Annotated in this window: 26 protein-coding genes and 1 pseudogene; 17 read left to right on the forward strand and 10 right to left on the reverse strand. The window is 65.2% G+C overall.

Going from position 1 to position 23633, the window contains the following annotated elements:
* Positions 1-29: 29 nt before the first annotated feature.
* Positions 30-323 (forward strand): DUF1330 domain-containing protein, encoded by a 294-nt coding sequence (locus ACVWY3_RS07535; RefSeq protein ID WP_456837882.1) that lies wholly within the window; start codon positions 30-32, stop codon positions 321-323.
* A 179-nt stretch (positions 324-502) separates the two neighbouring features.
* On the opposite strand, the gene ACVWY3_RS07540 is transcribed toward ACVWY3_RS07535, so the two are convergent.
* Positions 503-1516: a zinc-binding alcohol dehydrogenase family protein gene (locus ACVWY3_RS07540; protein ID WP_456837883.1), complete on the reverse strand. Its 1014-nt coding sequence runs from the start codon at positions 1514-1516 to the stop codon at positions 503-505.
* Positions 1517-1650: 134 nt separating this feature from the next.
* Between ACVWY3_RS07540 and ACVWY3_RS07545 the strand changes: the two genes are divergently transcribed.
* Complete coding sequence (locus tag ACVWY3_RS07545; RefSeq protein WP_456837884.1) at positions 1651-2028, forward strand: winged helix-turn-helix transcriptional regulator; 378 nt, start codon at positions 1651-1653, stop codon at positions 2026-2028.
* 173 nt (positions 2029-2201) lie between these two features.
* Here ACVWY3_RS07545 and ACVWY3_RS07550 read toward each other — a convergent pair whose 3' ends face one another.
* On the reverse strand, positions 2202-3812 hold the full coding sequence (locus ACVWY3_RS07550) for an OprO/OprP family phosphate-selective porin (RefSeq protein WP_456837885.1): 1611 nt from the start codon (positions 3810-3812) through the stop codon (positions 2202-2204).
* Between the two features lie 311 nt (positions 3813-4123).
* Between ACVWY3_RS07550 and ACVWY3_RS07555 the strand changes: the two genes are divergently transcribed.
* The 8 genes from ACVWY3_RS07555 to ACVWY3_RS07590 all read left to right on the forward strand — a co-directional run bounded on the left by ACVWY3_RS07555 (position 4124) and on the right by ACVWY3_RS07590 (position 12182).
* Positions 4124-5533: a DegQ family serine endoprotease gene (locus ACVWY3_RS07555; protein ID WP_456837886.1), complete on the forward strand. Its 1410-nt coding sequence runs from the start codon at positions 4124-4126 to the stop codon at positions 5531-5533.
* The gene (locus ACVWY3_RS07560) at positions 5530-6867 is read left to right on the forward strand and encodes a replication-associated recombination protein A (protein WP_456837887.1); all 1338 of its coding nucleotides are present in this window, start codon (positions 5530-5532) and stop codon (positions 6865-6867) included. Before ACVWY3_RS07555 ends, ACVWY3_RS07560 begins: the two co-directional genes overlap by 4 nt.
* A gap of 52 nt (positions 6868-6919) precedes the next feature.
* Positions 6920-8134, forward strand: a complete 1215-nt coding sequence (locus ACVWY3_RS07565; RefSeq protein ID WP_456837888.1) for an RluA family pseudouridine synthase — start codon at positions 6920-6922, stop codon at positions 8132-8134.
* Positions 8135-8295: 161 nt separating this feature from the next.
* Entirely contained in the window at positions 8296-9090 is a 795-nt protein-coding gene (locus ACVWY3_RS07570; protein WP_456837889.1) for an ATP12 family chaperone protein, read from the forward strand.
* A 57-nt stretch (positions 9091-9147) separates the two neighbouring features.
* The gene (gene fliK, locus ACVWY3_RS07575) at positions 9148-10770 is read left to right on the forward strand and encodes a flagellar hook-length control protein FliK (protein ID WP_456837890.1); all 1623 of its coding nucleotides are present in this window, start codon (positions 9148-9150) and stop codon (positions 10768-10770) included.
* On the forward strand, positions 10767-11027 hold the full coding sequence (locus ACVWY3_RS07580; protein ID WP_456837891.1) for an EscU/YscU/HrcU family type III secretion system export apparatus switch protein: 261 nt from the start codon (positions 10767-10769) through the stop codon (positions 11025-11027). Before fliK ends, ACVWY3_RS07580 begins: the two co-directional genes overlap by 4 nt.
* An 87-nt stretch (positions 11028-11114) precedes the next feature.
* Entirely contained in the window at positions 11115-11972 is an 858-nt protein-coding gene (gene blaOXA, locus ACVWY3_RS07585) for a class D beta-lactamase (protein WP_456843311.1), read from the forward strand.
* A gap of 51 nt (positions 11973-12023) precedes the next feature.
* Complete coding sequence (locus ACVWY3_RS07590; protein ID WP_456837892.1) at positions 12024-12182, forward strand: hypothetical protein; 159 nt, start codon at positions 12024-12026, stop codon at positions 12180-12182.
* 27 nt (positions 12183-12209) lie between these two features.
* Here ACVWY3_RS07590 and ACVWY3_RS07595 read toward each other — a convergent pair whose 3' ends face one another.
* Positions 12210-12614, reverse strand: coding sequence for a DUF4260 domain-containing protein (locus tag ACVWY3_RS07595; RefSeq protein ID WP_456837893.1), 405 nt, complete (start codon positions 12612-12614; stop codon positions 12210-12212).
* A gap of 150 nt (positions 12615-12764) precedes the next feature.
* On the opposite strand from ACVWY3_RS07595, the gene ACVWY3_RS07600 reads away from it, so the two are divergent.
* Together ACVWY3_RS07600 and ACVWY3_RS07605 are read left to right on the forward strand one after the other, a co-directional pair.
* On the forward strand, positions 12765-14297 hold the full coding sequence (locus tag ACVWY3_RS07600; protein ID WP_456837894.1) for an acyl-CoA carboxylase subunit beta: 1533 nt from the start codon (positions 12765-12767) through the stop codon (positions 14295-14297).
* A 112-nt stretch (positions 14298-14409) separates the two neighbouring features.
* Complete coding sequence (locus ACVWY3_RS07605; RefSeq protein WP_456837895.1) at positions 14410-14757, forward strand: hypothetical protein; 348 nt, start codon at positions 14410-14412, stop codon at positions 14755-14757.
* 9 nt (positions 14758-14766) lie between these two features.
* On the opposite strand, the gene ACVWY3_RS07610 is transcribed toward ACVWY3_RS07605, so the two are convergent.
* Positions 14767-14919, reverse strand: a complete 153-nt coding sequence (locus ACVWY3_RS07610; RefSeq protein ID WP_456837896.1) for a hypothetical protein — start codon at positions 14917-14919, stop codon at positions 14767-14769.
* A gap of 75 nt (positions 14920-14994) precedes the next feature.
* Entirely contained in the window at positions 14995-15666 is a 672-nt protein-coding gene (locus ACVWY3_RS07615) for a glutathione S-transferase family protein (protein ID WP_456837897.1), read from the reverse strand.
* A 383-nt stretch (positions 15667-16049) separates the two neighbouring features.
* Between ACVWY3_RS07615 and ACVWY3_RS07620 the strand changes: the two genes are divergently transcribed.
* Complete coding sequence (locus ACVWY3_RS07620; protein ID WP_456837898.1) at positions 16050-16364, forward strand: twin-arginine translocation signal domain-containing protein; 315 nt, start codon at positions 16050-16052, stop codon at positions 16362-16364.
* Positions 16365-16515: 151 nt separating this feature from the next.
* Here the strand turns inward: ACVWY3_RS07620 and ACVWY3_RS07625 are convergent, their stop codons facing one another.
* From ACVWY3_RS07625 to ACVWY3_RS07635, 3 genes are all read right to left on the reverse strand, one after another.
* Positions 16516-16755, reverse strand: coding sequence for a GCG_CRPN prefix-to-repeats domain-containing protein (locus ACVWY3_RS07625; RefSeq protein ID WP_456837899.1), 240 nt, complete (start codon positions 16753-16755; stop codon positions 16516-16518).
* Between the two features lie 202 nt (positions 16756-16957).
* Positions 16958-17971: an alpha/beta fold hydrolase gene (locus ACVWY3_RS07630; RefSeq protein WP_456837900.1), complete on the reverse strand. Its 1014-nt coding sequence runs from the start codon at positions 17969-17971 to the stop codon at positions 16958-16960.
* Positions 17972-18166: 195 nt separating this feature from the next.
* On the reverse strand, positions 18167-18865 hold the full coding sequence (locus ACVWY3_RS07635) for a metalloregulator ArsR/SmtB family transcription factor (protein ID WP_456837901.1): 699 nt from the start codon (positions 18863-18865) through the stop codon (positions 18167-18169).
* Positions 18866-18982: 117 nt separating this feature from the next.
* On the opposite strand from ACVWY3_RS07635, the gene ACVWY3_RS07640 reads away from it, so the two are divergent.
* The 3 genes and pseudogenes from ACVWY3_RS07640 (at position 18983) to ACVWY3_RS07650 (ending at position 20577) form a co-directional block, all read left to right on the forward strand.
* On the forward strand, positions 18983-19291 hold the full coding sequence (locus tag ACVWY3_RS07640) for an NIPSNAP family protein (RefSeq protein WP_456837902.1): 309 nt from the start codon (positions 18983-18985) through the stop codon (positions 19289-19291).
* Positions 19292-19366: 75 nt separating this feature from the next.
* Positions 19367-19717: an antibiotic biosynthesis monooxygenase family protein gene (locus ACVWY3_RS07645; protein WP_456837903.1), complete on the forward strand. Its 351-nt coding sequence runs from the start codon at positions 19367-19369 to the stop codon at positions 19715-19717.
* A gap of 51 nt (positions 19718-19768) precedes the next feature.
* Positions 19769-20577 (forward strand): annotated as a pseudogene (locus ACVWY3_RS07650) (isocitrate lyase/PEP mutase family protein).
* Positions 20578-20854: 277 nt separating this feature from the next.
* Here ACVWY3_RS07650 and ACVWY3_RS07655 read toward each other — a convergent pair.
* Entirely contained in the window at positions 20855-21247 is a 393-nt protein-coding gene (locus tag ACVWY3_RS07655) for a hypothetical protein (RefSeq protein WP_456837904.1), read from the reverse strand.
* Positions 21248-21410: 163 nt separating this feature from the next.
* Here ACVWY3_RS07655 and ACVWY3_RS07660 point away from each other — a divergent pair, with 163 nt between their 5' ends.
* On the forward strand, positions 21411-22055 hold the full coding sequence (locus ACVWY3_RS07660; protein ID WP_456837905.1) for a trimeric intracellular cation channel family protein: 645 nt from the start codon (positions 21411-21413) through the stop codon (positions 22053-22055).
* 87 nt (positions 22056-22142) lie between these two features.
* On the opposite strand, the gene ACVWY3_RS07665 is transcribed toward ACVWY3_RS07660, so the two are convergent.
* Positions 22143-23354: a c-type cytochrome gene (locus ACVWY3_RS07665; RefSeq protein WP_456837906.1), complete on the reverse strand. Its 1212-nt coding sequence runs from the start codon at positions 23352-23354 to the stop codon at positions 22143-22145.
* Positions 23355-23633 lie beyond the last annotated feature (279 nt).

A 23633-nucleotide genomic window follows, 5' to 3' on the forward strand; every position in this document is an offset into this window, starting at 1 on the left:
GTCACGCTCAAAACAGTAGGGCCGCGTCCATGCCGGCCTATGTGATCTCCGAAGTCGAGATGCGCGATCTCGAGGGCTTCGAAGCCTATCGCACGCTGGCCGCGAAGACTATCGCGCAGTACGGCGGGCGTTATCTCGTTCGCGGCGGCAAGGCCGAGCTTGCGGAAGGCAAGCTTCCGCCGAAGACCATCGTCATCGTCGAATTTGCCTCGATGGCGCGGCTGAAGGAATGGTACGCCTCGCCGGAATATGCCGAAGCGCTGAAGATCCGCGCCGGTGCGCTGGAGCGTCGGCTGCTGTTCGTCGAGGGTGTGGCGCCGTAACGGCGCTCGTCATGGCCGGGCTTGTCCGAGGGCTATCGCCTATGAAAAAGGCGTGATTTTTGGCGCTACCGTTTCCACATCGTCATGGCCGGGCTTGTCCCGGCCATCCACGTCTTCACTCCTGCAAAACAGGACGTGAATGCCCGGGACAAGCCCGGGCATGACGGAGTATGTAGCGCCTACCATCCTTCCAGCACGATCTTGCCGCGCGACTTGCCGCTTTCGAGCAGCGCGTGAGCGCGCTTGAGATTGGTCGCATTGATCGTGCCAAAGGTCTGGTCGAGCGTGGTGCGCAACACGCCCTTGTCGATGAGATCGGCGACATCGCCCAGCAAATGATGCTGCGCGATCATGTCGGGTGTCTGGAACGAGGAGCGCGTGAACATTGATTCCCAGTGGACCGAGATCGCCTTGCCCTTGAAGGTGCTCATGGTGAACTCCGGGGGATCATCGATAAGGCCGAACCGGCCCTGCGGCGCCATGAGCTCGGCGATGCTCTTGTAGTGCTGGTCGGTATAGGTGAGGCTTGCCACCAGCGCGACTGGGGGCAGCTTCAAGCTCTCGATCTGCTCCCTCATCGGCTTGCCGTGGTCGATCACGGCATGCGCGCCGAGATCGAGGCACCACTTCTGCGACTCCGGCCGCGTCGCGGTGGCGAGCACCGTGAGGCCGGTGAGCCGGCGCGCCAGTTGGATCAGGATCGAGCCGACGCCGCCGGCGCCGCCGGTGATCAAGAGCGTGCGCGGATCGACGCTCTTGCCGGGCACTACGCCGAGACGATCGAACAGCAATTCCCAGGCGGTGATGGAGGTGAGGGGAAGGGCGGCGGCCTGAGCGAACGACAGGCTCTTCGGCTTGTTGCCGACGATGCGCTCGTCGACCAGATGGAATTCGGCATTGGTGCCCTGGCGCAGGATCGAGCCCGCGTAGAACACTTCGTCGCCCGGCTTGAACAGGGAGACATCGGGGCCGACAGCATCGACCACGCCGGCTGCGTCGTAACCCAGAATCTTCGTCTCGCCTTCGGGCGGAGCGGCGCGCTTGCGCACCTTGTAATCGACTGGATTGGCTGAGATCGCCTTCACGGCGACGCGGATGTCGCGTCCCTTGGGATCCGGCTTTGCGGTCTCGAAATCGATCAGTGAATCCGCGTCCTCGATCGGAAGCGACTTTTTGTAGCCGACGGCCTTCATGGCTTGTCTCCATCAGTTGGCGCGCAGCTTGCGACATGCGCCTGGCCTGCTAACTGTCCCGCTGGCCTCCATTTGGCAAGTACTGTAAATTCGGGGATATAGTCCCTGTTTGGATACTATTGGGGAAAACACGCATGAAACGGCGCGATTTTGCCCGCCGGCCGGGCTGCTCGGTCGAGGCGACGCTGGACCTGATCGACGGCAAATGGAAGGGCGTGATCCTCTACCACCTGCAAAGCGGCACCCAGCGCTTCGGCGAATTGCGCCGCCGGATGCCCGGTATCACCCAGCGCATGCTGACCAAGCAACTCCGCGCGCTGGAGGAGGATAAGCTCGTCATCCGCAAGGTCTATGCCGAGGTGCCGCCGCGGGTGGAATATTGCCTTTCCGAGCTCGGCGAGAGCCTTCGGCCGGTCATCGACATCCTAAAGGCCTGGGGCGAGAGCCATCAGCAGCGGCTGTCCTGCGCGCCGCCGCCGGCGGTCGCGAAGAAGCCGAAACGGGCGGCATGATTCTGCCGCGAAGTTGTTGCGGCAATCTCAGTGTCATCCCTGCGAAGGCGGAGCGGGTGGGGACCCACAACCCCGGGAAGAAGTTTGGCGCGAGCCGGCAACTCCGAGTCCTCGCCAGAACTCCAGCTTGTGGCTATGGGTCCCGGGTTCGCGCCCCGGGACGACAGCGAGGATCAGAACGCAAATTGCGTGCGCAACGCGACCGCGTCGAACTTCGAGCCAGTGTCCGCCGCCGACACCGCTGAGGCTTGCTTCGACACCGTGCCATGCAGATAGTCGAGCATGAAGCGCACATTGCCGTTGACGTACCAGTTGAGCGCCAGCGTGTAGACGGTCTGCCGCCCGCCGGCGACGCCGTTGGCGGTCGCGAGTTGATCGTTGAGGTCGATGGTCGAGAAGCGCCCCGCGACTTCCCACGCGCCCCAGCCGCCGCCGTCGAGTGAGAACGGATGCGCCGGCTTTACGCCGTTGTAGGCCGCGTTCGCCGCGTTGTAAGTCCGACCTTCGCCCGTCAGCACGTAGCCGGCCTGCGCATAGCCGCCCTGGAATTTCAGGCTCGGCAAGCCGGTCGGTAGCACCGATGTATTCGCACTGCGGTCGATATTATACCAGAAGTACTCGCCCTGAACGATGAGCGGACCGTAGGTCGCCGCCGCTTCGACGCTGTAGACCTGCGCGCCCGAGACATTGGCCATCGCGCCGGTCGAGATCAGCGTGGTCGGATCGATGCGAAGCTCCGGACGATCGCTGAGCGTCAGCGTCTGTGTATTCGCGATCAGATTGCGCGGCGGCTGAATCAGCCATTCCGCATCGACGCCGATATGCACCGAGTAGTCTTTGCCGCTGATCGGATTGCCTGCAACACGCGCAACGGCGCCGTATTGCTCGATGGTGCCCGCCGGCGTAGCGCTCGAGGCGGAGTGGATCGCACCCGTGGACGGTCCCGTGACATAGCCGCCGATCCAGAGCTGGTCGTTGAACCAGCGCGTGCCGGCTGCTGAACGGAAATCTCCGGCGGCGATGTTGGTCGCGATCACGCCGGGCGAGGCGCGCTCCAGGAACAAGATGTCGTTGGAGCTCGTGGCTTCATCCAGTGTGTAGGGCAGGTCCATGATGCCGGCCTCGATCGCCATTCGGCCTCCGAACGGCCTCAGGCCGGTGTAGCTGAGATAGGCGTTCTCGACGCCGGACACGCCGCCGCCCGGGAGCGATCCCGGCGCCGCGCCGCCAAATCCGTCGGAGGAGCCGCCGAAGTCGTAGATCAGCGCGAAGTTCCAGTCGTTGAAGAATTTCCCGGTAACGCCGATGCGCGCTCGGCGGACGTTCTCGCCGCTGTCGAGCTTCTGCGGCACGGTGCCCGCCGTGTTCGGGCGATAGTCATAGCCGCCGACATCCCAGTGCAGGCGGCTGGTGAGGGCGACGCAATTGGCCTGGTCTGCGGTGCAGATGGTCGGCCGGTTGTTCGGCATGGTCACGACCACGCCGGGTGCGGGTGCCGGGCCCTTGACGGGGATCGCGGCATTGGCATTGACGACCGCCTTCGCCTCCGACCGCGCTTCGGCTTTGGCCTCGGCCTTCGCTTCGGCCCTGGCCTTCGCCGTGGCCGCGGTGTTCGCCGCGGTCTGGCTCTGGAGCTTGTCGAGCTTCTGCTCAAGCATCTTCAACTGTTGCTTCAGCAGCGCAATTTCCTGCTCGCTGTTGCTTGCGGATTGAGCCTTTGCCTGCGAAGCCGCCAGCGCGCCGGCGAGACCAATAGCCGTGGCTGCAATTCTTGTTCTGCTCACGTCACGCCTCCATCGTTTGACGAACTTCCCCAAGTCGTAACGGGAGAGCCTAGGTATGATCGATGACTGCCCCGCGACGGCGCCCCGGTTGCGCGGGTTCCCACTGATGCAATTTCGTCGCAACCGAATCCGCCACCAAGTAGCATGCTGGATGACGCGCATCATGCCAATACACTACCTCAGGCGGATCGTCATTTCGCCCGCCGTGCTTGCAGGCCGGACACACCGGAGAGGGCATATTTGCCCCCAGCGCGCCCTTCTATTGGCCGGCGAACGCGCCTATATTCCGACGTCTTTTCCGAGAGGTAGGAATGTTTCGATCGATCCGTCCCGCAACTGTCGTCACGGCATTGTGCATAGCGTTTTCAGCCCATTTCAATCCGGCCGCCGCGCAGGACCGCCGTGTTCCATCCTCGCAGGCGGAGCTGCGGCTGTCCTATGCGCCGATCGTGCAGCGGGTGCAGCCGGCGGTCGTCAACGTCTATGCCGCCAAGGTGGTGCAGAACCGCAATCCGCTGCTCGATGACCCGATTTTCCGCCGCTTCTTCGGCGTGCCGGGCCAGCAGCCCGAGCAGATGCAGCGCTCGCTCGGCTCCGGCGTCATCGTCGATGCCTCCGGCCTCGTCGTCACCAACGTCCATGTCATCGAGGGGGCGGACCAGGTGAGGGTATCTCTGTCGGACAAGCGCGAGTTCGAGGCCGAGATCCTGCTGAAGGACCCGCGCACCGATCTCGCGGTGCTGCGGTTGAAGGACACCAAGGAGAAGTTTCCGACGCTCGACTTCACCAATTCCGACGAGCTCTTGGTCGGCGACGTCGTGCTCGCGATCGGCAATCCCTTCGGCGTCGGCCAGACGGTGACGCATGGCATCATCTCGGCGCTGGCGCGCACGCAGGTCGGCATCACCGACTACCAGTTCTTCATCCAGACCGATGCGGCGATCAATCCCGGCAATTCCGGCGGCGCGCTGGTCGAGATGAGCGGCAAGCTCGCCGGCATCAACACCGCGATCTATTCGCGCTCCGGCGGCTCGCAAGGCATCGGCTTTGCGATTCCGTCCAACATGGTGCGCGTCGTCGTCGCCTCAGCCAAGAGCGGCGGCAAGGCGGTGAAGCGGCCGTGGCTGGGCGCCAAGCTGCAGGCGGTGACGCCCGAGATCGCCGAGAGCCTCGGCCTGCGCTCGCCGACAGGCGCGCTGGTCGCGAGCGTGGTCTCGAATAGCCCGGCGGCGAAGGCCGGTTTGAAATCCTCGGACCTCATCACCGGCATCGACGGCCAGGCCGTGGATGATCCCAACGCCTTCGACTACCGTTTCGCCACCCGTCCGCTCGGTGGCGCCGCGCAGATCGACGTGCAGCGCGGCGGCAAGCCATTCAAGCTGACGGTGGCGCTGGAGACCGCGCCTGACTCGGGGCGCAACGAGCTCGTCATTACCGCGCGTTCGCCGTTCCAGGGCGCGAAGGTCTCGACCATCACACCGGCGGTGGCCGACGAACTGCATCTGGACGCCGACACCGAAGGCGTCGTGGTCACCGACCTCGGCAGCGACAGCGCGGCCGCGAGTGTCGGCTTCCAGAAGGGCGACATCATCCTGGCGGTCAACAACCAGAAGATCAGCAAGACCGGCGACCTCGAAAAGGCCGCGGGCGAGCGGCCGCGGATCTGGCGCATCACGCTGGTGCGCGGCGGCCAGCAGATCAACGTCACGCTGGGCGGATGAGTCCGAAACGACCACAGGAGACGCCGACTCTCTTTGCCGCGGCGGGGCTCGACCACGAGGCTCCGCATCCGCTGCCGGACCGGCTGCGCCCGCGTGCGCTGTCGGAGGTCGTCGGTCAGGATCACATCCTCGGGCCCGACGGCGCGCTGACGCGCATGCTGGAGACGCGCACGCTGGGCTCGCTGGTGTTCTGGGGACCGCCCGGCACCGGCAAGACCACGGTGGCGCGGCTCTTGGCGGACGCCACCGATCTGCATTTCGAGCAGATCTCCGCGGTGTTCTCCGGCGTCGCCGATCTCAAGAAGGCGTTCGACGCCGCGCGGGCCCGCCGCGAGATGGGCAAGGGCACCCTGCTGTTCGTCGACGAGGTGCACAGGTTCAATCGCGCCCAGCAGGATTCGTTTCTGCCGGTCATGGAAGACGGCACGGTGGTGATGGTCGGCGCCACCACCGAAAACCCGTCGTTCGAGCTCAATGCGGCGTTGCTCTCCCGCGCGCGCGTGCTGGTGTTTCGCTCGCTCGATGCCGCCGCGATCGAGAAGCTGTTTGCGCATGCCGAGGCGGTTGAGGGCAGGAAGCTGCCGCTCGATGCCGAGGCGCGCGCCGTGCTGGTGCGCATGGCCGACGGCGACGGCCGCGCCTCGCTGACGCTTGCCGAAGAGGTCTGGCGTTCGGCACGGGCGGACGAGATATTCAATGCCGCGCAGCTGCAGGACATCCTGCAGCGCCGTGCGCCGATCTACGACAAGTCGGCCGACGGCCATTACAATCTGATCTCGGCTCTGCATAAGTCGGTGCGCGGCTCCGATCCCGACGCCGCGCTGTATTATCTCGCGCGCATGCTGGATGCCGGCGAGGACCCGCTGTTCCTGGCCCGCCGCGTGGTGCGGATGGCGGTGGAGGACATCGGCCTTGCCGATCCGCAGGCACTCGTCATCGCCAATGCCGCCAAGGACGCCTTCGACTTCCTCGGCCATCCCGAGGGCGAGCTCGCGATCGCGCAGGCCGTCGTCTATCTCGCCACCGCGCCGAAATCCAACGCGGTCTACACCGCCTTCGGCACGGCGATGCAGGTCGCAAAACAGGCCGGCTCGCTGCTGCCGCCAAAACACATCCTCAATTCGCCAACCAAGCTGATGAAGTCGGAGGGCTACGGCTCAGGCTACGAATACGACCACGACGCCCCCGACGCCTTCTCCGGCCAGGACTACTTCCCGGAGGCGCTCGGCCGGCAAACCTTCTACGACCCGCCCGAGCGTGGCTTCGAACGGGAGATCCGCAAGCGGCTGGATTACTGGGCGAAGCTGCGCAAGGAGCGGGGCGGCTCGCGCTAGAAACGGCCATTTCGTCGTGACGGCAGCCGGCTTTTAGGGTACGCAGGCAACCATGAGCCGCCGTATCAAGAGAACCAATCAAGAGCCCCGTTCACGCGCCGAGCGCAAGGAAGCGCGCCTGCATCAGGCACGGAGCGCGCAGAAAGCCGGAGCGCGTCCAGGCGGCAAGCCCGGCAGCAAGCCGCCGCGCTTTGCGGGTGAGCGTGCCGAGCGGCGTCCGCCCAAGGCCGCGCTGGAGAAAGCCGCGCCGGCGAAGCCCGTCGAGGCGCTGCTGCCGACCAAAGTGCAGACCGTCATCGTCACGGCCGACGAGAACAATATGCGCGTCGATCGTTTTCTCGAAGCGCGCTTTCCGGGTCTGTCGTTCTCCCACATCCAGCGCGTCGTCCGCAAAGGCGAGCTGCGCGTCGACGGCAAGCGCGTGGACAGCAAGGATCGCCTGGAGGAAGGCCAGAGCGTCCGCATTCCGCCGCTGAAGCTCGATGCACCGAAGGTGGTCGGAGAGCTCTCCGAGGCCGCGCAGAAGACGCTCAAGGCGCTGAAAGAGATGACGATCTGGGAGGACGACGACGTCCTCGTGCTCAACAAGCCCGCCGGCCTTGCCGTGCAGGGCGGCTCGGGCATGACGCGCCACATCGATCAGATGCTGGAGGTGATGCGCGATGCCAAGGGCCAGAAGCCCCGCCTCGTGCACCGCATCGATCGCGAGACGTCGGGTTGTCTCCTGATCGCCAAGACACGCTTTGCCGCCTCGCATCTGACCGGCGCGTTCCGCTCGCGGTCGGCGCGAAAGATCTACTGGGCGCTGGTGCCGGGCCTGCCGAAGCCGAAGCAGGGCCGCATCTCGACCTTCCTCGCCAAAGAGGAAGGCGAGGACGACACCATCATGCGCATCGCCCAGCATGGCGACGAGGGCGCGAGCCACGCAGTGACGTACTATGCGGTGGTCGAGACCGCCGGCAACAAGCTGACCTGGGTGTCGCTGAAGCCGGTGACGGGCCGCACCCACCAGCTACGCGCCCATATGGAGCATATCGGCCACCCCATCGTCGGCGATCCCAAATATTTCAACATCGAGAACTGGCAGCTGCCGGGCGGCCTGCAGAACCGGCTGCACCTCCTGGCACGCCGCATCGTCATCCCCCATCCGCGCGGCGGCGTGATCGACGCCACCGCGCCGCTGCCGCCGCACATGCAGCAGTCGTGGAATCTGCTGGGGCTGGATGCCAGCCGGTTCGATCCGATCGAGAACGCGCCGGAGGAGTAGGAGGCGCACTGCTAAGCACCACCTCAATGTCATCGCACGCCCTGTGCTCAATTGCGCACTGGGGCGGGCGCTCGCAGGTTCCCTCATGCCGCCACTCGCTTTATCGGCCACAGGTCTTGTCGTAAAAGCGTAGCACTCAGCGACCGGGACCGAGCACTCACATGCGCGAATTGTTCGAAGAAGCAGCAAGCCAGCCCCTGCCGGATCCGCGGGACTCGGCGCGTGCCTCTGCGCGCACGCCGCTGCGCAAGCGCTTCTACAAGGAGGCCGGCGTCACCGAAGCCGAGGGCGGTTTTGCCATCGCGCTCGACGGCAAGCCGATCCGCACGCCGTCCGGCCGCCAGGTGGTGATCCCCTCGCGACCGCTGGCCGATGCCGTGGCCGGCGAGTGGGCGGCGCAAGGCGAGGCGATCGATCCCGTAACCATGCCGCTGACGCGGATCGCCAACAGCGTGGTCGAGGGCGTCGTCGACCGCGTCGAGCTCGTCAGCGACGACCTCGCAAAATACTTCGAGTCCGATTTGCTGTTCTATCGCGCCGGCCACCCCGAGGGGCTGGTCGCCCGCGAGGCCGCGCATTGGGACCCCGTGCTGTTCTGGGCCGCGGAGACGCTGGGCGCGCATTTCATCCTCTCCGAAGGCGTCATGCACGTGAAGCAGCCGGACGAGGCACTGCGGGCCGCGCGCGCCGCACTGCCGGGTGATCCCTGGTCGGTCGCGGCGCTCCATATGGTGACGACTCTGACCGGCTCGGCGCTGCTGGCGCTGGCGCTGGCCCATGGTGTGCGCGATGCCGGCCAGGTCTGGGCCGCTGCCCATGTCGACGAGGACTGGAATATTGACCAGTGGGGCGTGGACGAGGAGGCGGCCGCCCGCAGGGCCACGCGCCTCAGGGATTTCGAGGCCGCCGTCGCGGTTCTGGAGGCTGTTAAGGCGCCCGCGGCCAAAGGTCCTTAACGACAGGTTTACGACGGCGGCCTTAGGGTGGCGCGAGCATTCCCTGGGCCCGCCGAGATGCCGACGCCGATCAGCTCGATCCTTCCGGTCAGTGCCGCCAGCATCATCGCTGATGCGGCGACGCCCGATCTCGTGCTTCAGGCCGGCAGCGTCGTCGACGCCAAAGTCGTCAGCGTGCTCGCCGACAATCTGGTGCGGATCGCGATCGCCAACCTCTCGATGGACGTGATGTCGGAGGTGTCGTTGACCCCGGGGCAGAATCTCCAGCTCGCGGCGTCGCAGAACGACGGCACCATCCGGCTCGCCGTCATGAACGGGGCAGGCGAGACGGCTGCCGATCAGATCACGCTGACGCCGGCTGCGGCCTCGCTCGTGGACAGCCCGTCGCTGGCGCCGTCCGCAACCGCGGCACGCAATTCGCTGACGCCCTTGGAGCAGGTCGCCGTTACTGCCGCTTCGGCCGAGGCGGTCAAAATGCAGGGCAGCCAGGCGCCGCTGTTCGCCAACCTCGCCTCCGTCGTCACCGGCAGCGATCTGCCTGTTGGACTGAAGCAGGCGGTGCTGGACGTGCTGGCGCAACAGACGCCGCTCAACACCGCTCTCGACGGCGGCGATATCGAATCCGCTTTCCAGAAGTCCGGCCTGTTCCTTGAGGCTTCACTCGCCGCCGGCGCAACGCCGTCCTCGGGCAACGTGCCGGACCTGAAGGCCGCGCTGCTGGTGCTGCGCCAGACGCTGGCGACGCTCGAGACCGCCGCGCCGCGGGCCCAGGGTGGAACGATCCCGGCGAACGCCGCGGCGACACTGCAGGTCGCCGCCGCGCCGTCGGCGCCGACGGCAGGCGAGACCCCGCAGGCCGCATTGCCTTCGACCGCGCCTGACATCGCGCAGCCGCAGCAGATGCCACGTGCCGCCTGTCTCGCTGCGGCAGTCCTGGCTGATATCGTCCCCGACGTGTCGCAGGCCGCGCTGCCGCGCACCCTGTCGGCCGGCCTCGCCGCGAGCCTGCTGCAAGAGGCCGCGCAGAACCTGCCGCGCCTGACCGGTAACGTGCCGGGCTCGAACAAGACCGCGCCCGACGGCCGTATCTTCGAGGCCGCCGCGCGCATGACGCCGCCGCCGTTCCGCGGTGCGCTGCCGGCAGCGCAGGCCATCGCCTCGCCGTCGCTGGCGCCGGATACGCCGCTCTCCGCAACAGTGCATCGCCTGCTCGACGACACCGATGCCGCGATCGCGCGGCAGACATTGCTGCAAGTCGCTTCGCTTCCCGACCGCACCGATGCATCCGGCCATCGCATCGAGCCAACCGTGCCGCAATGGAATTTCGAGATTCCGTTTGCGACCCCACAGGGCACCGCGATGGCTCAGTTCGAGATCTCGCGTGACGGCGGCGATGGGTCCGCCGATCCCGCCAAGCGCGCCTGGCGCGCGCGCTTCACGCTCAATGTCGAGCCGGCGGGACCCGTACACGCGCTGATCACGCTGAACGGCGACAAGACTTTCGTGCGGATGTGGGCGGAGCGGCCGGCGACCGCGCAGCAGCTCCGCGCCGGTGTCAGTGAGCTCAACCAGGCTTTGGTGCGGGCCGAGCTCAAGCCCGGCGACATCCTGGTCCGCGACGGCACGCCGCCGCAGCCCGCACCCGCCCGCGCCGGCCATTTCCTGGATCGTGCGACATGAGCGACCCCAAGCTCGCGATCGCGCTGCATTACGAGAAGGGCTCGGGCGCGCCGGTCGTCGTCGCCAAGGGCAAGGGCACGATCGGCGAAAAGATCGTCGAGATCGCGAAAGCCAACGACATCCCGATCGAGGAGAACGAGATCTTGGCCGGCGCGCTCTCCAAGGTCGAGCTCGGCGAGGAGATCCCGCCCGACCTCTACAAGGCCGTCGCCGAGGTGCTGGTGTTCCTGCTGCGGCTGTCGGGCCGGGGGCAGTAGGGCATGATCCGGAAAAGTGTGTAGCGGTTTTCCGGAAAGATCATGCTCAAGTAGTTACCTGTCATGGTTTCACCGCGTAGCGGCTGCATGGTCGCGGTCACTTTCATCATTTTGCGGACATCACCCTTGCTCACCCGCCGTTCCACCCTCGGCCTTCTCGCCGCCACCGCGATCCTGCCGCAGCGCGCGCTCGCCCATGTCGCGCCGCCGCGCAACGAGATCCGCGACAGCCTGGCAAAACGTTTCACCGATCTCGCCACGTCAGGCACTTTCGTTGGCTACAAGGTCGAGGACTATCTGATCGTCGCCAGCGACAAGGAGCGCTCGGGCGAGGCCAAGCTGCCGGCCTCGACCTTCAAGATTCCGAACTCGCTGATTGCGCTCGAGACTGGCGTTGTCGCCGACCCTGACAAGGACGTCTTCCCTTGGGACGGCGTGAAGCGGCCGATCGAAGCCTGGAACAAGGATCACACGCTGCGCAGTGCGATCGCGGTCAGTGCGGTGCCGGTCTATCAGGAGATCGCGCGCCGGATCGGCGAGGTGCGCATGCAGAAATATGTCGACGAGTTCGACTACGGTAATCGCGACATCGGCGGCGGCATCGACCAGTTCTGGCTGACCGGCAATCTGCGCATCGACCCGGTCGAGCAGATTGATTTCGTCGACCGGCTGCGCCGCCGCGCGCTGCCAATCTCAAAGCGCAGCCAGGATCTCGTCGCCGACATCCTGCCGATGACGAAGGTCGGCGACAGCGTCATCCGCGCCAAATCAGGCTTGCTCGGCGCCGAGCGCGGCGAGCCGTCGCTGGGTTGGATGGTCGGCTGGGCCGAAAAGGGCGAAGCGCACACGGTGTTCGCGCTCAACATCGATTGCAAGGAGCCGCGCCACATCGAGGCGCGCATGAGCCTGACGCAAGCCTGCCTTGCCGAGATCGGCGCGATCTGACTCGCGGCGGAGGTCGGGCGAGCCGGCCCCGCAGACGGGACCAGCCCGGGCATGACGATCCGTCCCGATCAGCGCGGCGGCGCGCAGCAGCGTCTCGCCGTTCCCCCCGACACCATGCGGGCCATGCGCCGCAGGAAATCGACGGTTTCGGACGATGACTTCGGCGGCAGTGGGACGACCGTCGCGGACATGGGTGATGCCAGGGCGTGATGACCGCCGCCGTACCGACTTTTGAGGTCAGACGCCCCTTTGCCGGCCGATCCGGCCGAGATGGGTGAAGCCGAACCCGGCCGAATATTTCAAGCCATAGCCGAGCGCCCGGTCGATGCCGATATGGGCGAGCCAGATCAAGGCGATGGAGAGGGTGAGGGGCGAGGCGAGGCCGAAGCCCAGCGTCAGCAGCGCCACCGGCGCCATGTAGCTGTGGGCGGCGTTGTAGACCATCGCGCCGAATTTGGCGTCGGAGAGGTAGGCGAGGAAGCTCAGGTCGGGCACGAAGAACAGCACGGCAAAGACCAGCCACGAGCCGTCCCAGGCCGCGTAGAGCATCACCATGCCTGCGAACAGGGTCAGGCCCTCCAGCCGCAGCAGGATGTTGACGCCGCCCGTCACGGAGCCGGTCTCGGCAGCTTGTTCGTCCATCGTCGCCCTCCAGGCAAAAACTTTGCAATTCCTTGCGCTTTCGCGCTGCTTCAGGGCAGCCCTGCGGCGCCGAAAGCCGCTTTCCGGTCCGCAAAATGGCGTGTTAGAACCCCCGGCAAACGTGGCTTAGTTAAGAACTGGCGGGAGCAAATGAAACACATCCTGGACGCCCTTGAAGAACGTCGTGCCGGCGCAAAGCTCGGCGGCGGGGAGAAGCGCATCGAGGCGCAGCACGCCCGCGGCAAGCTGACCGCGCGCGAACGTATCGAGCTTCTGCTCGACAAGGGATCGTTCGAGGAATTCGACATGTTCGTCGAGCACCGCTCGATCGAGTTTGGCATGGAGAAGAGCAAGATCCCCGGCGACGGCGTCGTCACCGGCTGGGGCACCGTCAATGGCCGCAAGACCTTCGTGTTCGCCAAGGACTTCACGGTGTTCGGCGGCTCGCTCTCGGAAACGCACGCGCTGAAGATCACGAAGCTCCAGGACATGGCGATGAAGGCGCGGGCGCCCATCATCGGCCTCTACGACGCGGGCGGCGCGCGCATCCAGGAAGGCGTCGCCGCGCTGGCCGGCTATTCCTACGTGTTCCGCCGCAACGTGCTCGCCTCGGGCGTGATCCCGCAGATCTCCGTCATCATGGGCCCCTGCGCCGGCGGTGACGTCTATTCGCCCGCGATGACGGACTTCATCTTCATGGTGAAGAACACCAGCTACATGTTCGTCACCGGCCCCGACGTGGTGAAGACCGTTACCAACGAGGTCGTCACGGCGGAGGAGCTCGGCGGCGCCTCGGTGCACGCGACGCGCTCCTCGATCGCGGACGGTGCCTTCGAGAACGATGTCGAAGCGCTGCTGCAGATGCGGCGCCTGATCGACTTCCTGCCGTCCAACAACACCGACGGCGTGCCGGAATGGCCGAGCTTCGACGACACCGCCCGCATCGACATGTCGTTGGACACGCTGATCCCCGACAATCCGAACAAGCCCTACGACATGAAGGAGCTGATCCTGAAGGTCGTGGACGAGGGCGACTTCTTCGAGATCGCGGAAGCCTTCGCCAAGAACATCGTCACCGGCTTCGGCCGCATCGCCGGCCGCACCGTCGGCTTCGTCGCCAATCAGCCGATGGTGCTGGCCGGCGTGCTCGATTCGGACGCATCGCGTAAGGCGGCGCGCTTTGTTCGCTTCTGCGACGCCTTCAACATCCCGATCGTCACCTTCGTCGACGTGCCCGGTTTCCTGCCGGGCACGGCGCAGGAATATGGCGGCCTGATCAAGCACGGCGCCAAGCTCTTGTTCGCCTATTCGCAGTGCACCGTGCCGCTCGTCACCATTATCACCCGCAAGGCCTATGGCGGCGCCTTCGACGTCATGGCCTCCAAGGAAATCGGCGCCGACATGAACTACGCCTGGCCGACCGCCCAGATCGCGGTGATGGGCGCCAAGGGCGCGGTCGAGATCATCTTCCGCTCAGACCTCGGCGATCCCGACAAGATCGCCGCCCGAACCAAGGAGTACGAAGACCGCTTCCTGTCGCCGTTCATTGCGGCGGAGCGCGGCTACATCGACGACGTCATCATGCCGCATTCGACACGGAAGCGGATCGCACGAGCGCTGGCGATGCTGAAGGACAAGAAGACGGAAATGCCGGCGAAGAAGCACGACAATTTGCCGTTGTGAGACGGCTTAGCCCGGATGAGCGAAAGCGAATATCTGGATCTTTGTCCAGGTCCCGCATGTCGCTTCGCTCATGCGGGCTGCTAGTTTCTTCTGATTTGGCATCATCGATCCAATGACCGTATCCGACCGGACCGACGAAATCTCCGACATCGAAGACCGGATCGAGCGGCTCGCCGAGATCGCCGAGCGATGCCGGAAATACATCCTCGCGTCGAAGATCGCCATCGGCAGCGGTGGTGCGCTGCTGCTGATCACCATCCTCGGCCTGTTCGGGACCGGCCAGACCGCAGCGCTCGGATCGATTGCCCTGGTGCTCGGCGGCATCGTCTCGCTCGGCTCGAACATCAGCACGCTGCGGCAGACAAATGAGGCGATCAGCGCTGCGGAGGCGCGGCGCGCGGCGCTGATTGGGACCATCGACCTGCGCGTGGTCGCCGATGCGCCGCTGAAGCTGGTCTGACGCGCCGCGTCATGCTGCAGCCCGCAGCGTCAGCACCATCAGCTCCGCGCGGCATTCGGCCGCGAAGGCTTGCAGCCGCTCCACGGTTTCCTGGTCGAGGATGGTCTTCGCCAGACGTTCGGCACGGGCAACCTGCTCTTTGAGATAGTCGATGCGGGCCATGTGTCACCTCTGGCCGGAATAATTTGAAGCAAATTGCTTCGTTCCGGGGGTGGTGGGGACATGGATAACAGCGGGTTAATTGTGTGCCGCGAGTGACGCCCCGTGCGCCTTATCCGCCGCGGCAAAATGCGCCATCTGGTCGGCGTGGGCTTTGACGAAGGCCGGACGGGCCGTTGCGCGCGCAACGTAGTCGCGGCAAGCCGGGTGCTCCGACAGGCCGCCGAACTTATCGACCACGCGCAGCACGTCCGACATCGCGATGTCCGCGACTGAGAAGGACCCCGCCAGCCATTCGCGGGCCGCCAGCACCGTCTCCATGTGCTTGAGGCGGAGTTTGAGGAAGTCGTCGACAAACTTCACGGCGGGTGAGGCGTCGAAACTGCCGGTGAACTTGAACATCGTCCAGGGCAGGGCCGGCATCTCCACCGAATTGAGCGCGGCGAACACCCACTCCATCGCTTCGTTACGGCCACGGGGATCGGTCGGCATCAGTTCGGGGTTGCGCTGACCCAGATGCAGCAGGATCGCGCCGCTCTCGAAGATCGAGAGGTCGCCGTCGGTCAGCCACGGCACCTGTCCGAACGGCTGGTGCGCGAAGTGCGCCGCATCGCGCGGACTGAACGGCACGCTCGCGACGCGGTAGGGCAAGGCGGCTTCCTCCAGCGCCCAGCGCACGCGAAGGTCGCGCACGAAGCCGCGCGGCATTTCGGGAACCCAGTCGAACGTGGTGAGGATGAGATTGGGCATGTGGGGCTCCGTGTTGTCCGAGCAGAGGACGTATGAGGGGAGGGAGTTCCGACAATGGGCACATGTTTTTTCCCGCGGGCAGAGAGACCGCAGATTGGGCGGTGCGCGTGGGGCCGCGCGGGCATTTTGTTGCCGCCACTATATCCATCTGTGCTGAGGCCAAACAACGGGAGGAGCCGCGATGCCCGCTGCCGATTTCAACTGCAACTCGCCTGACGTGAAGCGCACGCGCGAGACGCTGGTGCTGGCGCAGGAGTTCGTGACATAGGCCTGCGGCAGCCATCACCTTCGCAACGAATCTGAATGTGCGATTCAGCTCTGGTTCATGTCATGACCGCGACACTCCCTCTGCATCACTGGCGCGAAAGATCAGAGGACACGTCATGGAGCGTCGGAACTTTTTGAAACTTGCGTTGGGTGTGACGGCGGGCGCCGCCGCCTTCGCAGCGACCGCGCAGGCCGCGCCATTGTCACCGCAGCCGCTCGGCCCGGCCCGCAGGCCGGAAGGCAATCCCGAGGCCCATCCTGCCCTGACCAGCAGCGATGAGGCCGCGCAGCTCAGGCCCGAGCAGGTTCGTTGGGGCTACGGTCACGGCCATTGGCACCGCCGCCATTGGGGTTGGCGCCACCGCCATTGGGGCTGGCGTCACCGCCATTGGGGCTGGCGCCGCCGGCACTGGCGTCGTCATCATTGGTAAGCTTCGCGCAAGCCAGGCCTTGGAGGGGGATCGCGGTTCGCGGTCCCCGTTTTGATTCGAGGCCGTGGCGAGATGATGGGAGGGCCTTCAAGAACAACATGGCCGCGCAGGCTGGTCTTGCGCGGCCACGTCGCAGTGCGAAAAGACAAGATCAGATCGGGCGGCAGCGGCCGGCCCACCAGCGGAAGCCGTAGGGGCAAACGCGCGGTCGCACCACGACGACGGGTGCGGGCGCCGGCGCGACGACGACCGGCGGGCGTCCGGCCATCGGACGGCAGCCGCCATAGGGGCCGCGATACCAGCCGGGGCCGCAGCCGCCAGCGGCGCTGGCCCCTTCGCTGAAACCGACGACCGCGCTGGCGAGCATGACGGCGGCGAAGAGATATTTCATTTGGTCTTCCTTCTCGTCCTTGGGGCAGGGCTTTGGGGGCGAAGCTTCAGGGCTTTGCGCTTGCGGCGCACAATGAATCAAAAGACACAATTCGACACGTCAAATGGGAAGGCAACGTGCATCGCGATGCCAACCTGCCCATCATGACCTGAATACGGCATGAACGTTCCCCGCGTACGGCTCAGGCAATACGCATCTGCCGTTAGCGGCCGAGAAACCCCAGCACCAGATCCCTGTATTTCTCCGGCGCCTCCAGGAAGACGAGATGGCCGGTGTCCGGGATCATCTCGGCCCGCGCATTCGGCATCTTCGCGGCGAGTTGCGTGGCGAGCTCCGCATTCTGCCCCATCTTGGCGCGCAACGCCTCGGGCGCGAGCGGCCGGCCCGGTGCGTTGTGGTCGTCGGCGCCCATGATGAACAGCGTCGGCTCGGTAATGAGCGGAATCTCATGCGCAACCGGCTCGCGATAGATCATCTGGCCGGACGAGACGAAGGCGCGCAGCCAGCGCGGATAATCCGGGCTGCCCTTGATGTTGAAGCGGGCGTCGATGAATGGCGTGATCGCATCCGATGGCAACTTGATCGCGTAATTGGTCTGGAGCTGCTTGCGGTAGCCGTCGGCGGTGAGCTTGTCCTCGGTCTCGATGATCTTCTCGGTCGGCGTCGGCGGCACGTAGAGGCGGTAGTCCTCGAGCCCGATCGGTGCGGTCAGCACGAGATGGCTGACGCGTTCCGGATAGGCGCGGGCGATGCGCACGCCCAGCATGCCGCCGAGTGAATGAGCGATGATATCCGCTTTGCTGATCTCTAAGTGATCGAGCAGCGCGATGGTGTTGCGGGCCAGATTGTCGAAATGCAGCTCGCCTGCCGGCTTGGAGGATTTGCCGAAGCCGACCTGGTCCGGCACCACGACACGATACCCGGCCTCGCTCAACATCTTGATGACAGGTGCCCAATAGCTCGACGGGAAATTGCGCCCGTGCAGCAGAACGACGGTGCGGCCGTTTGCTTGCACTGGCGCCACGTCCATATAGGCCATGCTGAGCTGCTCGCCGTCATTGACCACGGGGAGCAGTTGCACGGGATAGGGATACGCAAAGCCCTCGAGTGCGATGCCGTAGGGTTCGCGTTGAGGCGTGTCGGCGGCGTGTGCGGAGGTGAGCGGGGAAGCGAGAAGGGCAGCGGCGAGCGCGGCGAGGATGAGGAGGCGGGTCATTGGCGTCTCGTATTTGGAGCCGTCATTCCGGGGCGCGTCGAAGACGCGAGCCCGGAATCTCGAGGTTCCGGGTGCGATGCTTCGCATCGCCCCGGAACGACACTGCGCTTAAAGCGATGGATGGCCGGGTCAAGCCCGGCCACGACAACAGTGGGAGTTCACACGCAATTGTGTGCCGTCACGCACCTTGCGTGACTAATCCTTCCCGTTTCCGAACAGCGCCGCGAACTGCTTCTCGCCGCTGCGGGTGAAAATCACAACGCGGCTGCCGGGCGTGGGATCGCGCGCGGCCCATTTCAATTCCGCGAACCGCTGCATCATTGCCGCGCCGAGCGTGCCGGCGAGATGGTGGCGCCGCTCGCTCCAGTCGAGGCAGGCCTTGCAGACCGGGCGGCGCGGATGGCTGAGCATGTCGGGTGAGATCTGCAAATTCTTGGCGAGGAAGCGCTCGCCTTCGGCTGTCAGCTCGATCTCCTGCTTCTTCTGCCTGACCAGCTGCCGCTCGCGCATGGTGTCGAGCATCTGCACGCCGAGATCGCCGGCGAGGTGGTCGTAGCAGATCCGCGCGCGACGCAGCGCGGGGTCCTTCGGCCCGGTGCGCACGCGCATGTGGCCGGTGCGTGCGGCAAGGCCGGCAAGGCCTTCGAGCACGCCGGCGACGTCGTCGTCGGTGAGGCGGTAATAGCGGTGGCGGCCCTGCTTCTCCGGCTCGACGAGACCGCCGGCCTCGAGCTTTGCCAGATGCGAGCTCGCGGTCTGCGGCGTGATGCCGGCCTCCTGCGCAAGCTCGCTCGCAGTGAGCGCGCGGCCGTTCATCAGCGCCGTGAGCATGTTGGCGCGGGCGGGGTCGCCGACCAGCGAGGCGACCATGGCGATGTCGGGACCTGATTTCATGCTTCGATGGTAGCCGAAGCATTACGGTCGGGCAAGGGCTTAGCCTCTCACGACGCCGTCATTGCGCCCACTCTACGAAACCCGTGCTCGCAACGACGGAAGACACAGGAGCCGACCATGTCCGTCACCGTCTTCATCCGCTACCAGCTCGATCCGTTCAAGCGCACGCAGTTCGAGGAATATTCCAAGAGCTGGCTCACCATCATCCCGAAATGCGGCGGCGACCTCATCGGCTATTTCATGCCACATGAGGGCACCAACAACATCGCCTTCGCGCTGATCACCTTCGAGAGTCTCGCCGCTTATGAGGTCTACCGCGCGCGGCTGCGACAGGATGCGGAAGGGATGGCGAATTTCCATTTCGCCGAGGAGAACAAATTCATCCTGGTGGAAGAGCGCACCTTCCTGCGCAAGGTGGTAGTGTAGGCTACGCCAGCATGATCCGCAAAAGTGCAACGCGGTTTTCCGCAGGAGATCATGCTCACATAAGAGGAGACGCCCATGATCGCCGTGATTTTCGAGGTCTGGCCCAAGCCGGAACACCGCCAGGACTATTTCGATCTCGCTGCCGATCTGAAGCCGCTCCTGCAAACCATCGATGGCTTCATCTCGGTCGAGCGCTTCGAGAGCCTGACCGAAAAGGGCAAGATCCTGTCGATCTCGTTCTGGCGGGACGAGGCCGCAGTCCAGGCCTGGCGCAACACCATGGAGCATCGCCGCACCCAGGCCAAGGGCAGGGCGCAGATCTTCGCCGACTATCACCTGCGCATCGCCAGCGTCATCCGCGACTACGGCATGAATGATCGCGAGCAGGCGCCGAAGGACAGCCGCGCGGTGCACGACGTGCACTAGCGCCGGCCGCGACGCATCCCCATCTCTGCGCGGCCAACAAGGGAGAGAGACATGCATGTGACGACCGCCGACAAGCGCGCGACGTTCAGGAAGCTGCACGAGAGCGGCTGCTTCATCCTGCCCAATCCGGTCGATATCGGCAGCGCGAAAGCCTTGCAGCAACTCGGTTTCAAGGCGATCGCATCCTCGAGCGCCGGCTTTGCCGGGACCATCGGCAAGGCCGACAATCACGTCACCGTCGAGGACGTCTGTCAGCATCTGGCAGCATTGAGCTCGGCGGTCGACATTTCCGTAAATGCGGATTTCGAGGGCGGCTTTGCGGTCGAGCCGGACAAGGTCGCCGACAATGTCGAGCGCGGTGTGCGCACCGGTGTCGCGGGCCTCTCGATTGAGGATTCCACCGGCGACAAGGACAAGCCGATCTATGAGCGCACGCTCGCCGTCGAGCGCATCAAGGCTTCGCGCAAGGCGATCGGCGACAGTGGCACGCTGCTGGTCGGCCGCTGCGGGCTTACTTGTGGGGCGTGACCGACCTCAAGCTCGTCATCGACCGGCTCACCGCCTATGCGGACGCCGGCGCGGACTGCCTCTATGCGCCGGGCCTGAAGACTCGCGAGGACATCGCCGCGGTAGTGAAGGCTGTCGCACCAAAGCCGTTCAACCTGCTGATCGGCGGCTCCGGCCTGTCGCTGAAGGAAGCCGAGGATCTCGGCGTGCGCCGCATCAGCGTCGGCGGCTCGCTCGCCCGTGCCGCCTGGGCCGGCTTCATGCGCGCAGCCAAGGAAATGGCGGAGAAGGGGACGTTTGCGGAGCTCGGCGGCGGCTATTCCGGCGCCGAGCTCAACAAGATGTTCAGCTAACGCATGATCCGGAAACGTGCGACGCTGTTTCCGTAAAGATCATGCTCAGACAACAACCTAAAGTCGATGACGATTCATCCCAATCTCATCGCGCTTTAGACGAAAGAAGAGCAGCGGGATTTTTGTCCCACCGCTCTCTTATCCTCCCGGTGTCATGCTCCGCGAAAGCGGAGCATCCAGTACGCGGCGGCTTATCGATTGAATCACTGCCGTCTCGGAGTACTGGATCGCCCAGTCAAGCCGAGCGCTGACAGTTGCGTGTTACGCAATGACGTCGTTACTTCGCGCCGTCAGACGGCGTCTGCGTATCCGGGGCCGGCTTGCTCGGCGCGGCGCCCGTCGTCACGCCCGGCGCGGCGTTGTTGCGCGGCGTCACGTCGCGCATGCCGGGAGGCGCGGCCGGATTGGCGGGCTGCGACTGCTGTGCGGTCTGCGTCGACGGCGTGTTGCTCGCCTGGTTGCCGGTGGTCGTGTTGTTCAAGCCGTAGAACACGGCGCCCAACACCAGGGCGACCGCCACCGCGAACAGCGCAATCTTGCCGCTGGAGGCGGGGCCTTCGCCAAGCTCGGGATCGGCCTGAAGGTCGGTATCCCGGCGCGCCGCGCGAAGATACTCATCGTCGGCGAGGTTCGGGCGGTACGGATCGTTGGGAAAACGGTCGTCAGCCATCGATTGGTCTCCTCGGTTATGACCCCGGACAACCCATGGATGCGAGATTCAGTTCCGGGCCCTCTATGCTTTCGTCGCATGTTGCTCCGGCTGCGGGAATCGGGAACCTGTTCACCGGGAACATCGAGCGTGAGTTCCACCCGCGGAGGAAGGGAATAAGATCATGTGGAGCCTGCCGCCGAGCGATAGCGTGCTGCATCTCCTGTCGCTGGTCGCGGTCGCAGCGCAAGGCATGACCGCCGCGCTCGCCGCCGGCCGCCGCAGCATGGACTGGCTCGGGGTCTGCTTCCTCGGCTGCATCACCGCGCTCGGCGGCGGCACGCTGCGCGATCTCTTCCTCGGGCACTATCCGCTGGTATGGGTGCAGCACCCGATCTATCTCGCGCTCGCCGGCGGCGCCGCCTTTCTCACTATCCTGACCGCACGCCTCGTGCACCGGCTCAAGGTCGCCTTCATCGTGCTCGATGCCATCGGCCTCGTCGTCTTCACGATGACCGGTTGCGACGTCGCTTGGCAGATGGATGCCTCGCTGCCGATCGTCATCGTCTCCGGCATGGTGACGGGCTGCGCCGGCGGCGTCCTGCGCGACGTGCTCTGCAACGACGTGCCGCTGCTGTTCCGCTCCGAGCTCTATGCCAGCGTCTCGGTGGTGACTGGCCTGTTCTATGCCACCGCGTTCGGCTTGAAACTCAACGCCGAGCTCTGGACCATTCTGACATTCGTCCTCGGCATCAGCTTCCGCCTGCTTGCCGTGCGCTACAAATGGGAGATGCCGAAATTCGTCTTCACCGAGGACGAGGGGAGATAATTGCTCCGTCGCCTCATTCTGTCCGCTACGTCATGGCCAGGCTTGTTGTCCCGGCCATGACGATCTCATGAATTCGGAGAGTGCCAACTACGGCTCTTGCCTGCGCGCCTTCGCCACCTGCGACGGCGTCACCAGCGGCGCCGCATTGCCCCAGGAATTGCGAATATAGTTCGTCACCGCCGCGATCTCGTGGTCCGACAGCTGCTTGGCATAGGCAGGCATCTCGCCAGTATTGGGTGCGCGCGGTGTCGTCACGGTATGGGCACCGTCGAGGATGATGCGCAAGGTCGAGGACGGATTGACCGATTGCAGCAGCGCATTGCCCGGCAGCGGCGGATAAATCCGCGGCGCGCCCGAGCCGTCGGCCTCATGACAGGCGATGCAGAGCCTTGCGTAGACAGCCTTGCCGGCTGTCATCTCGGCCTCCCCGGGTGGCGTCACGATGGTCTCGCGCCGCGAGGGCGGCAGGCTCTTCAAGTAGAGCGCGATCGCCTTCACGTCGGCATCGCTCATCTTCGAGGTCGAGTTGACGACCACCTCGGCCATGAGCCCACCGGCATGACTCCTGGTATTGCGGCCGCTCTGGAGATATTCGGTGATCTCCTCGACGCTCCACGATTTCAGCCCGGTGCGCGCGGCGCCGTCGAGTCGTGGCGCGTACCAGCCGCCGACCTCGTTGCCGGAGAGCGCCTGCGCGGCCTTGTCTGCGCCGAAATAGTTCTTCGGCGTATGGCAGGCGCCGCAATGCGCAAGGCCGCTGACGAGATAGCCGCCCCTGTTCCATGCCGCGCTCTGGCTCTGGTCCGGCTCGAACAGGCCGGGCTTGAAATAGAAGGCGTTCCAGACCCGCATCAGGCGGCGATAACCGAATGGCCAGCGCATCTCCGGCGGCTTGTTGCGGTTCGCCACCGGTGCCAGCGTGCCGAGATAGGCGCGGATCGCCAGCGTGTCGTCCTTCGTCATCCTCGTGAAGTAGGAATAGGGGAATGCCGGATAATAGTTCGAGCCATCGGGTGCGATGCCGTAGCGGAGCGCGCGGGTGAAATCGGCATCCGCCCAGGCGCCGATCCCGCTATCGCGGTCGGGCGTCAGGTTCGGCGCATAGACCGCTCCGAAGGCCGTGTCGATGCGCTTGCCGCCCGCGAACGGCCGCGCCGGATCGGCGGTGTGGCAGCCCGCGCAGCCGCCGGCCTCGACCAGCGCCTTGCCATAGGCGATCAGCTCCGGCGACGGCTCGGCGGCGAAAGCCGCGCTTCCAACTGCACTGCACAACGCGATCACTGCCAGAATCGTCCGCATGCTCGGTCTCTCCTGCGACCAATGGCCCGCATCCCCGCAGGATGGGGCATCGATTCATTTCGCGACGACGGGGGTATGGTGACACAAATTGAAAATCCCCAGTGTGCTTCCGGCCACGAAATTGCGATTTTTACCCGGCGCTCCCTTTGGTCCAGATTTGTGATGCGGAGCGTGAAATATCCGACATAGAGTGGCGAAGGTGGTCGGCGCGCCCTAGCTAAAAACAACGGGCAGGCAACGGCTTAAGCGACCTAAAGCAACAAGGGCCTGAACAGGGCG

It is taken from the genome of Bradyrhizobium sp. USDA 4486, assembly GCF_054057995.1.

Coding starts and splice junctions, on each gene's coding strand:
- ACVWY3_RS07555 (WP_456837886.1), top strand. CDS start 4,124: ATGTTTCGATCGATCCGTCCCGCAACTGTCGTCACGGCATTGTGCATA.
- ACVWY3_RS07580 (WP_456837891.1), top strand. CDS start 10,767: ATGAGCGACCCCAAGCTCGCGATCGCGCTGCATTACGAGAAGGGCTCG.
- ACVWY3_RS07625 (WP_456837899.1), bottom strand. CDS start 16,755: ATGAAATATCTCTTCGCCGCCGTCATGCTCGCCAGCGCGGTCGTCGGT.
- ACVWY3_RS07545 (WP_456837884.1), top strand. CDS start 1,651: ATGAAACGGCGCGATTTTGCCCGCCGGCCGGGCTGCTCGGTCGAGGCG.
- ACVWY3_RS07615 (WP_456837897.1), bottom strand. CDS start 15,666: ATGCCCAATCTCATCCTCACCACGTTCGACTGGGTTCCCGAAATGCCG.
- blaOXA (WP_456843311.1), top strand. CDS start 11,115: ATGGTCGCGGTCACTTTCATCATTTTGCGGACATCACCCTTGCTCACC.
- ACVWY3_RS07600 (WP_456837894.1), top strand. CDS start 12,765: ATGAAACACATCCTGGACGCCCTTGAAGAACGTCGTGCCGGCGCAAAG.
- ACVWY3_RS07660 (WP_456837905.1), top strand. CDS start 21,411: ATGTGGAGCCTGCCGCCGAGCGATAGCGTGCTGCATCTCCTGTCGCTG.
- ACVWY3_RS07620 (WP_456837898.1), top strand. CDS start 16,050: ATGGAGCGTCGGAACTTTTTGAAACTTGCGTTGGGTGTGACGGCGGGC.
- ACVWY3_RS07635 (WP_456837901.1), bottom strand. CDS start 18,865: ATGAAATCAGGTCCCGACATCGCCATGGTCGCCTCGCTGGTCGGCGAC.
- ACVWY3_RS07610 (WP_456837896.1), bottom strand. CDS start 14,919: ATGGCCCGCATCGACTATCTCAAAGAGCAGGTTGCCCGTGCCGAACGT.
- ACVWY3_RS07605 (WP_456837895.1), top strand. CDS start 14,410: ATGACCGTATCCGACCGGACCGACGAAATCTCCGACATCGAAGACCGG.
- ACVWY3_RS07535 (WP_456837882.1), top strand. CDS start 30: ATGCCGGCCTATGTGATCTCCGAAGTCGAGATGCGCGATCTCGAGGGC.
- ACVWY3_RS07565 (WP_456837888.1), top strand. CDS start 6,920: ATGAGCCGCCGTATCAAGAGAACCAATCAAGAGCCCCGTTCACGCGCC.
- ACVWY3_RS07665 (WP_456837906.1), bottom strand. CDS start 23,354: ATGCGGACGATTCTGGCAGTGATCGCGTTGTGCAGTGCAGTTGGAAGC.
- ACVWY3_RS07595 (WP_456837893.1), bottom strand. CDS start 12,614: ATGGACGAACAAGCTGCCGAGACCGGCTCCGTGACGGGCGGCGTCAAC.
- ACVWY3_RS07560 (WP_456837887.1), top strand. CDS start 5,530: ATGAGTCCGAAACGACCACAGGAGACGCCGACTCTCTTTGCCGCGGCG.
- ACVWY3_RS07645 (WP_456837903.1), top strand. CDS start 19,367: ATGATCGCCGTGATTTTCGAGGTCTGGCCCAAGCCGGAACACCGCCAG.
- fliK (WP_456837890.1), top strand. CDS start 9,148: ATGCCGACGCCGATCAGCTCGATCCTTCCGGTCAGTGCCGCCAGCATC.
- ACVWY3_RS07590 (WP_456837892.1), top strand. CDS start 12,024: ATGACGATCCGTCCCGATCAGCGCGGCGGCGCGCAGCAGCGTCTCGCC.
- ACVWY3_RS07540 (WP_456837883.1), bottom strand. CDS start 1,516: ATGAAGGCCGTCGGCTACAAAAAGTCGCTTCCGATCGAGGACGCGGAT.
- ACVWY3_RS07570 (WP_456837889.1), top strand. CDS start 8,296: ATGCGCGAATTGTTCGAAGAAGCAGCAAGCCAGCCCCTGCCGGATCCG.
- ACVWY3_RS07630 (WP_456837900.1), bottom strand. CDS start 17,971: ATGACCCGCCTCCTCATCCTCGCCGCGCTCGCCGCTGCCCTTCTCGCT.
- ACVWY3_RS07655 (WP_456837904.1), bottom strand. CDS start 21,247: ATGGCTGACGACCGTTTTCCCAACGATCCGTACCGCCCGAACCTCGCC.
- ACVWY3_RS07640 (WP_456837902.1), top strand. CDS start 18,983: ATGTCCGTCACCGTCTTCATCCGCTACCAGCTCGATCCGTTCAAGCGC.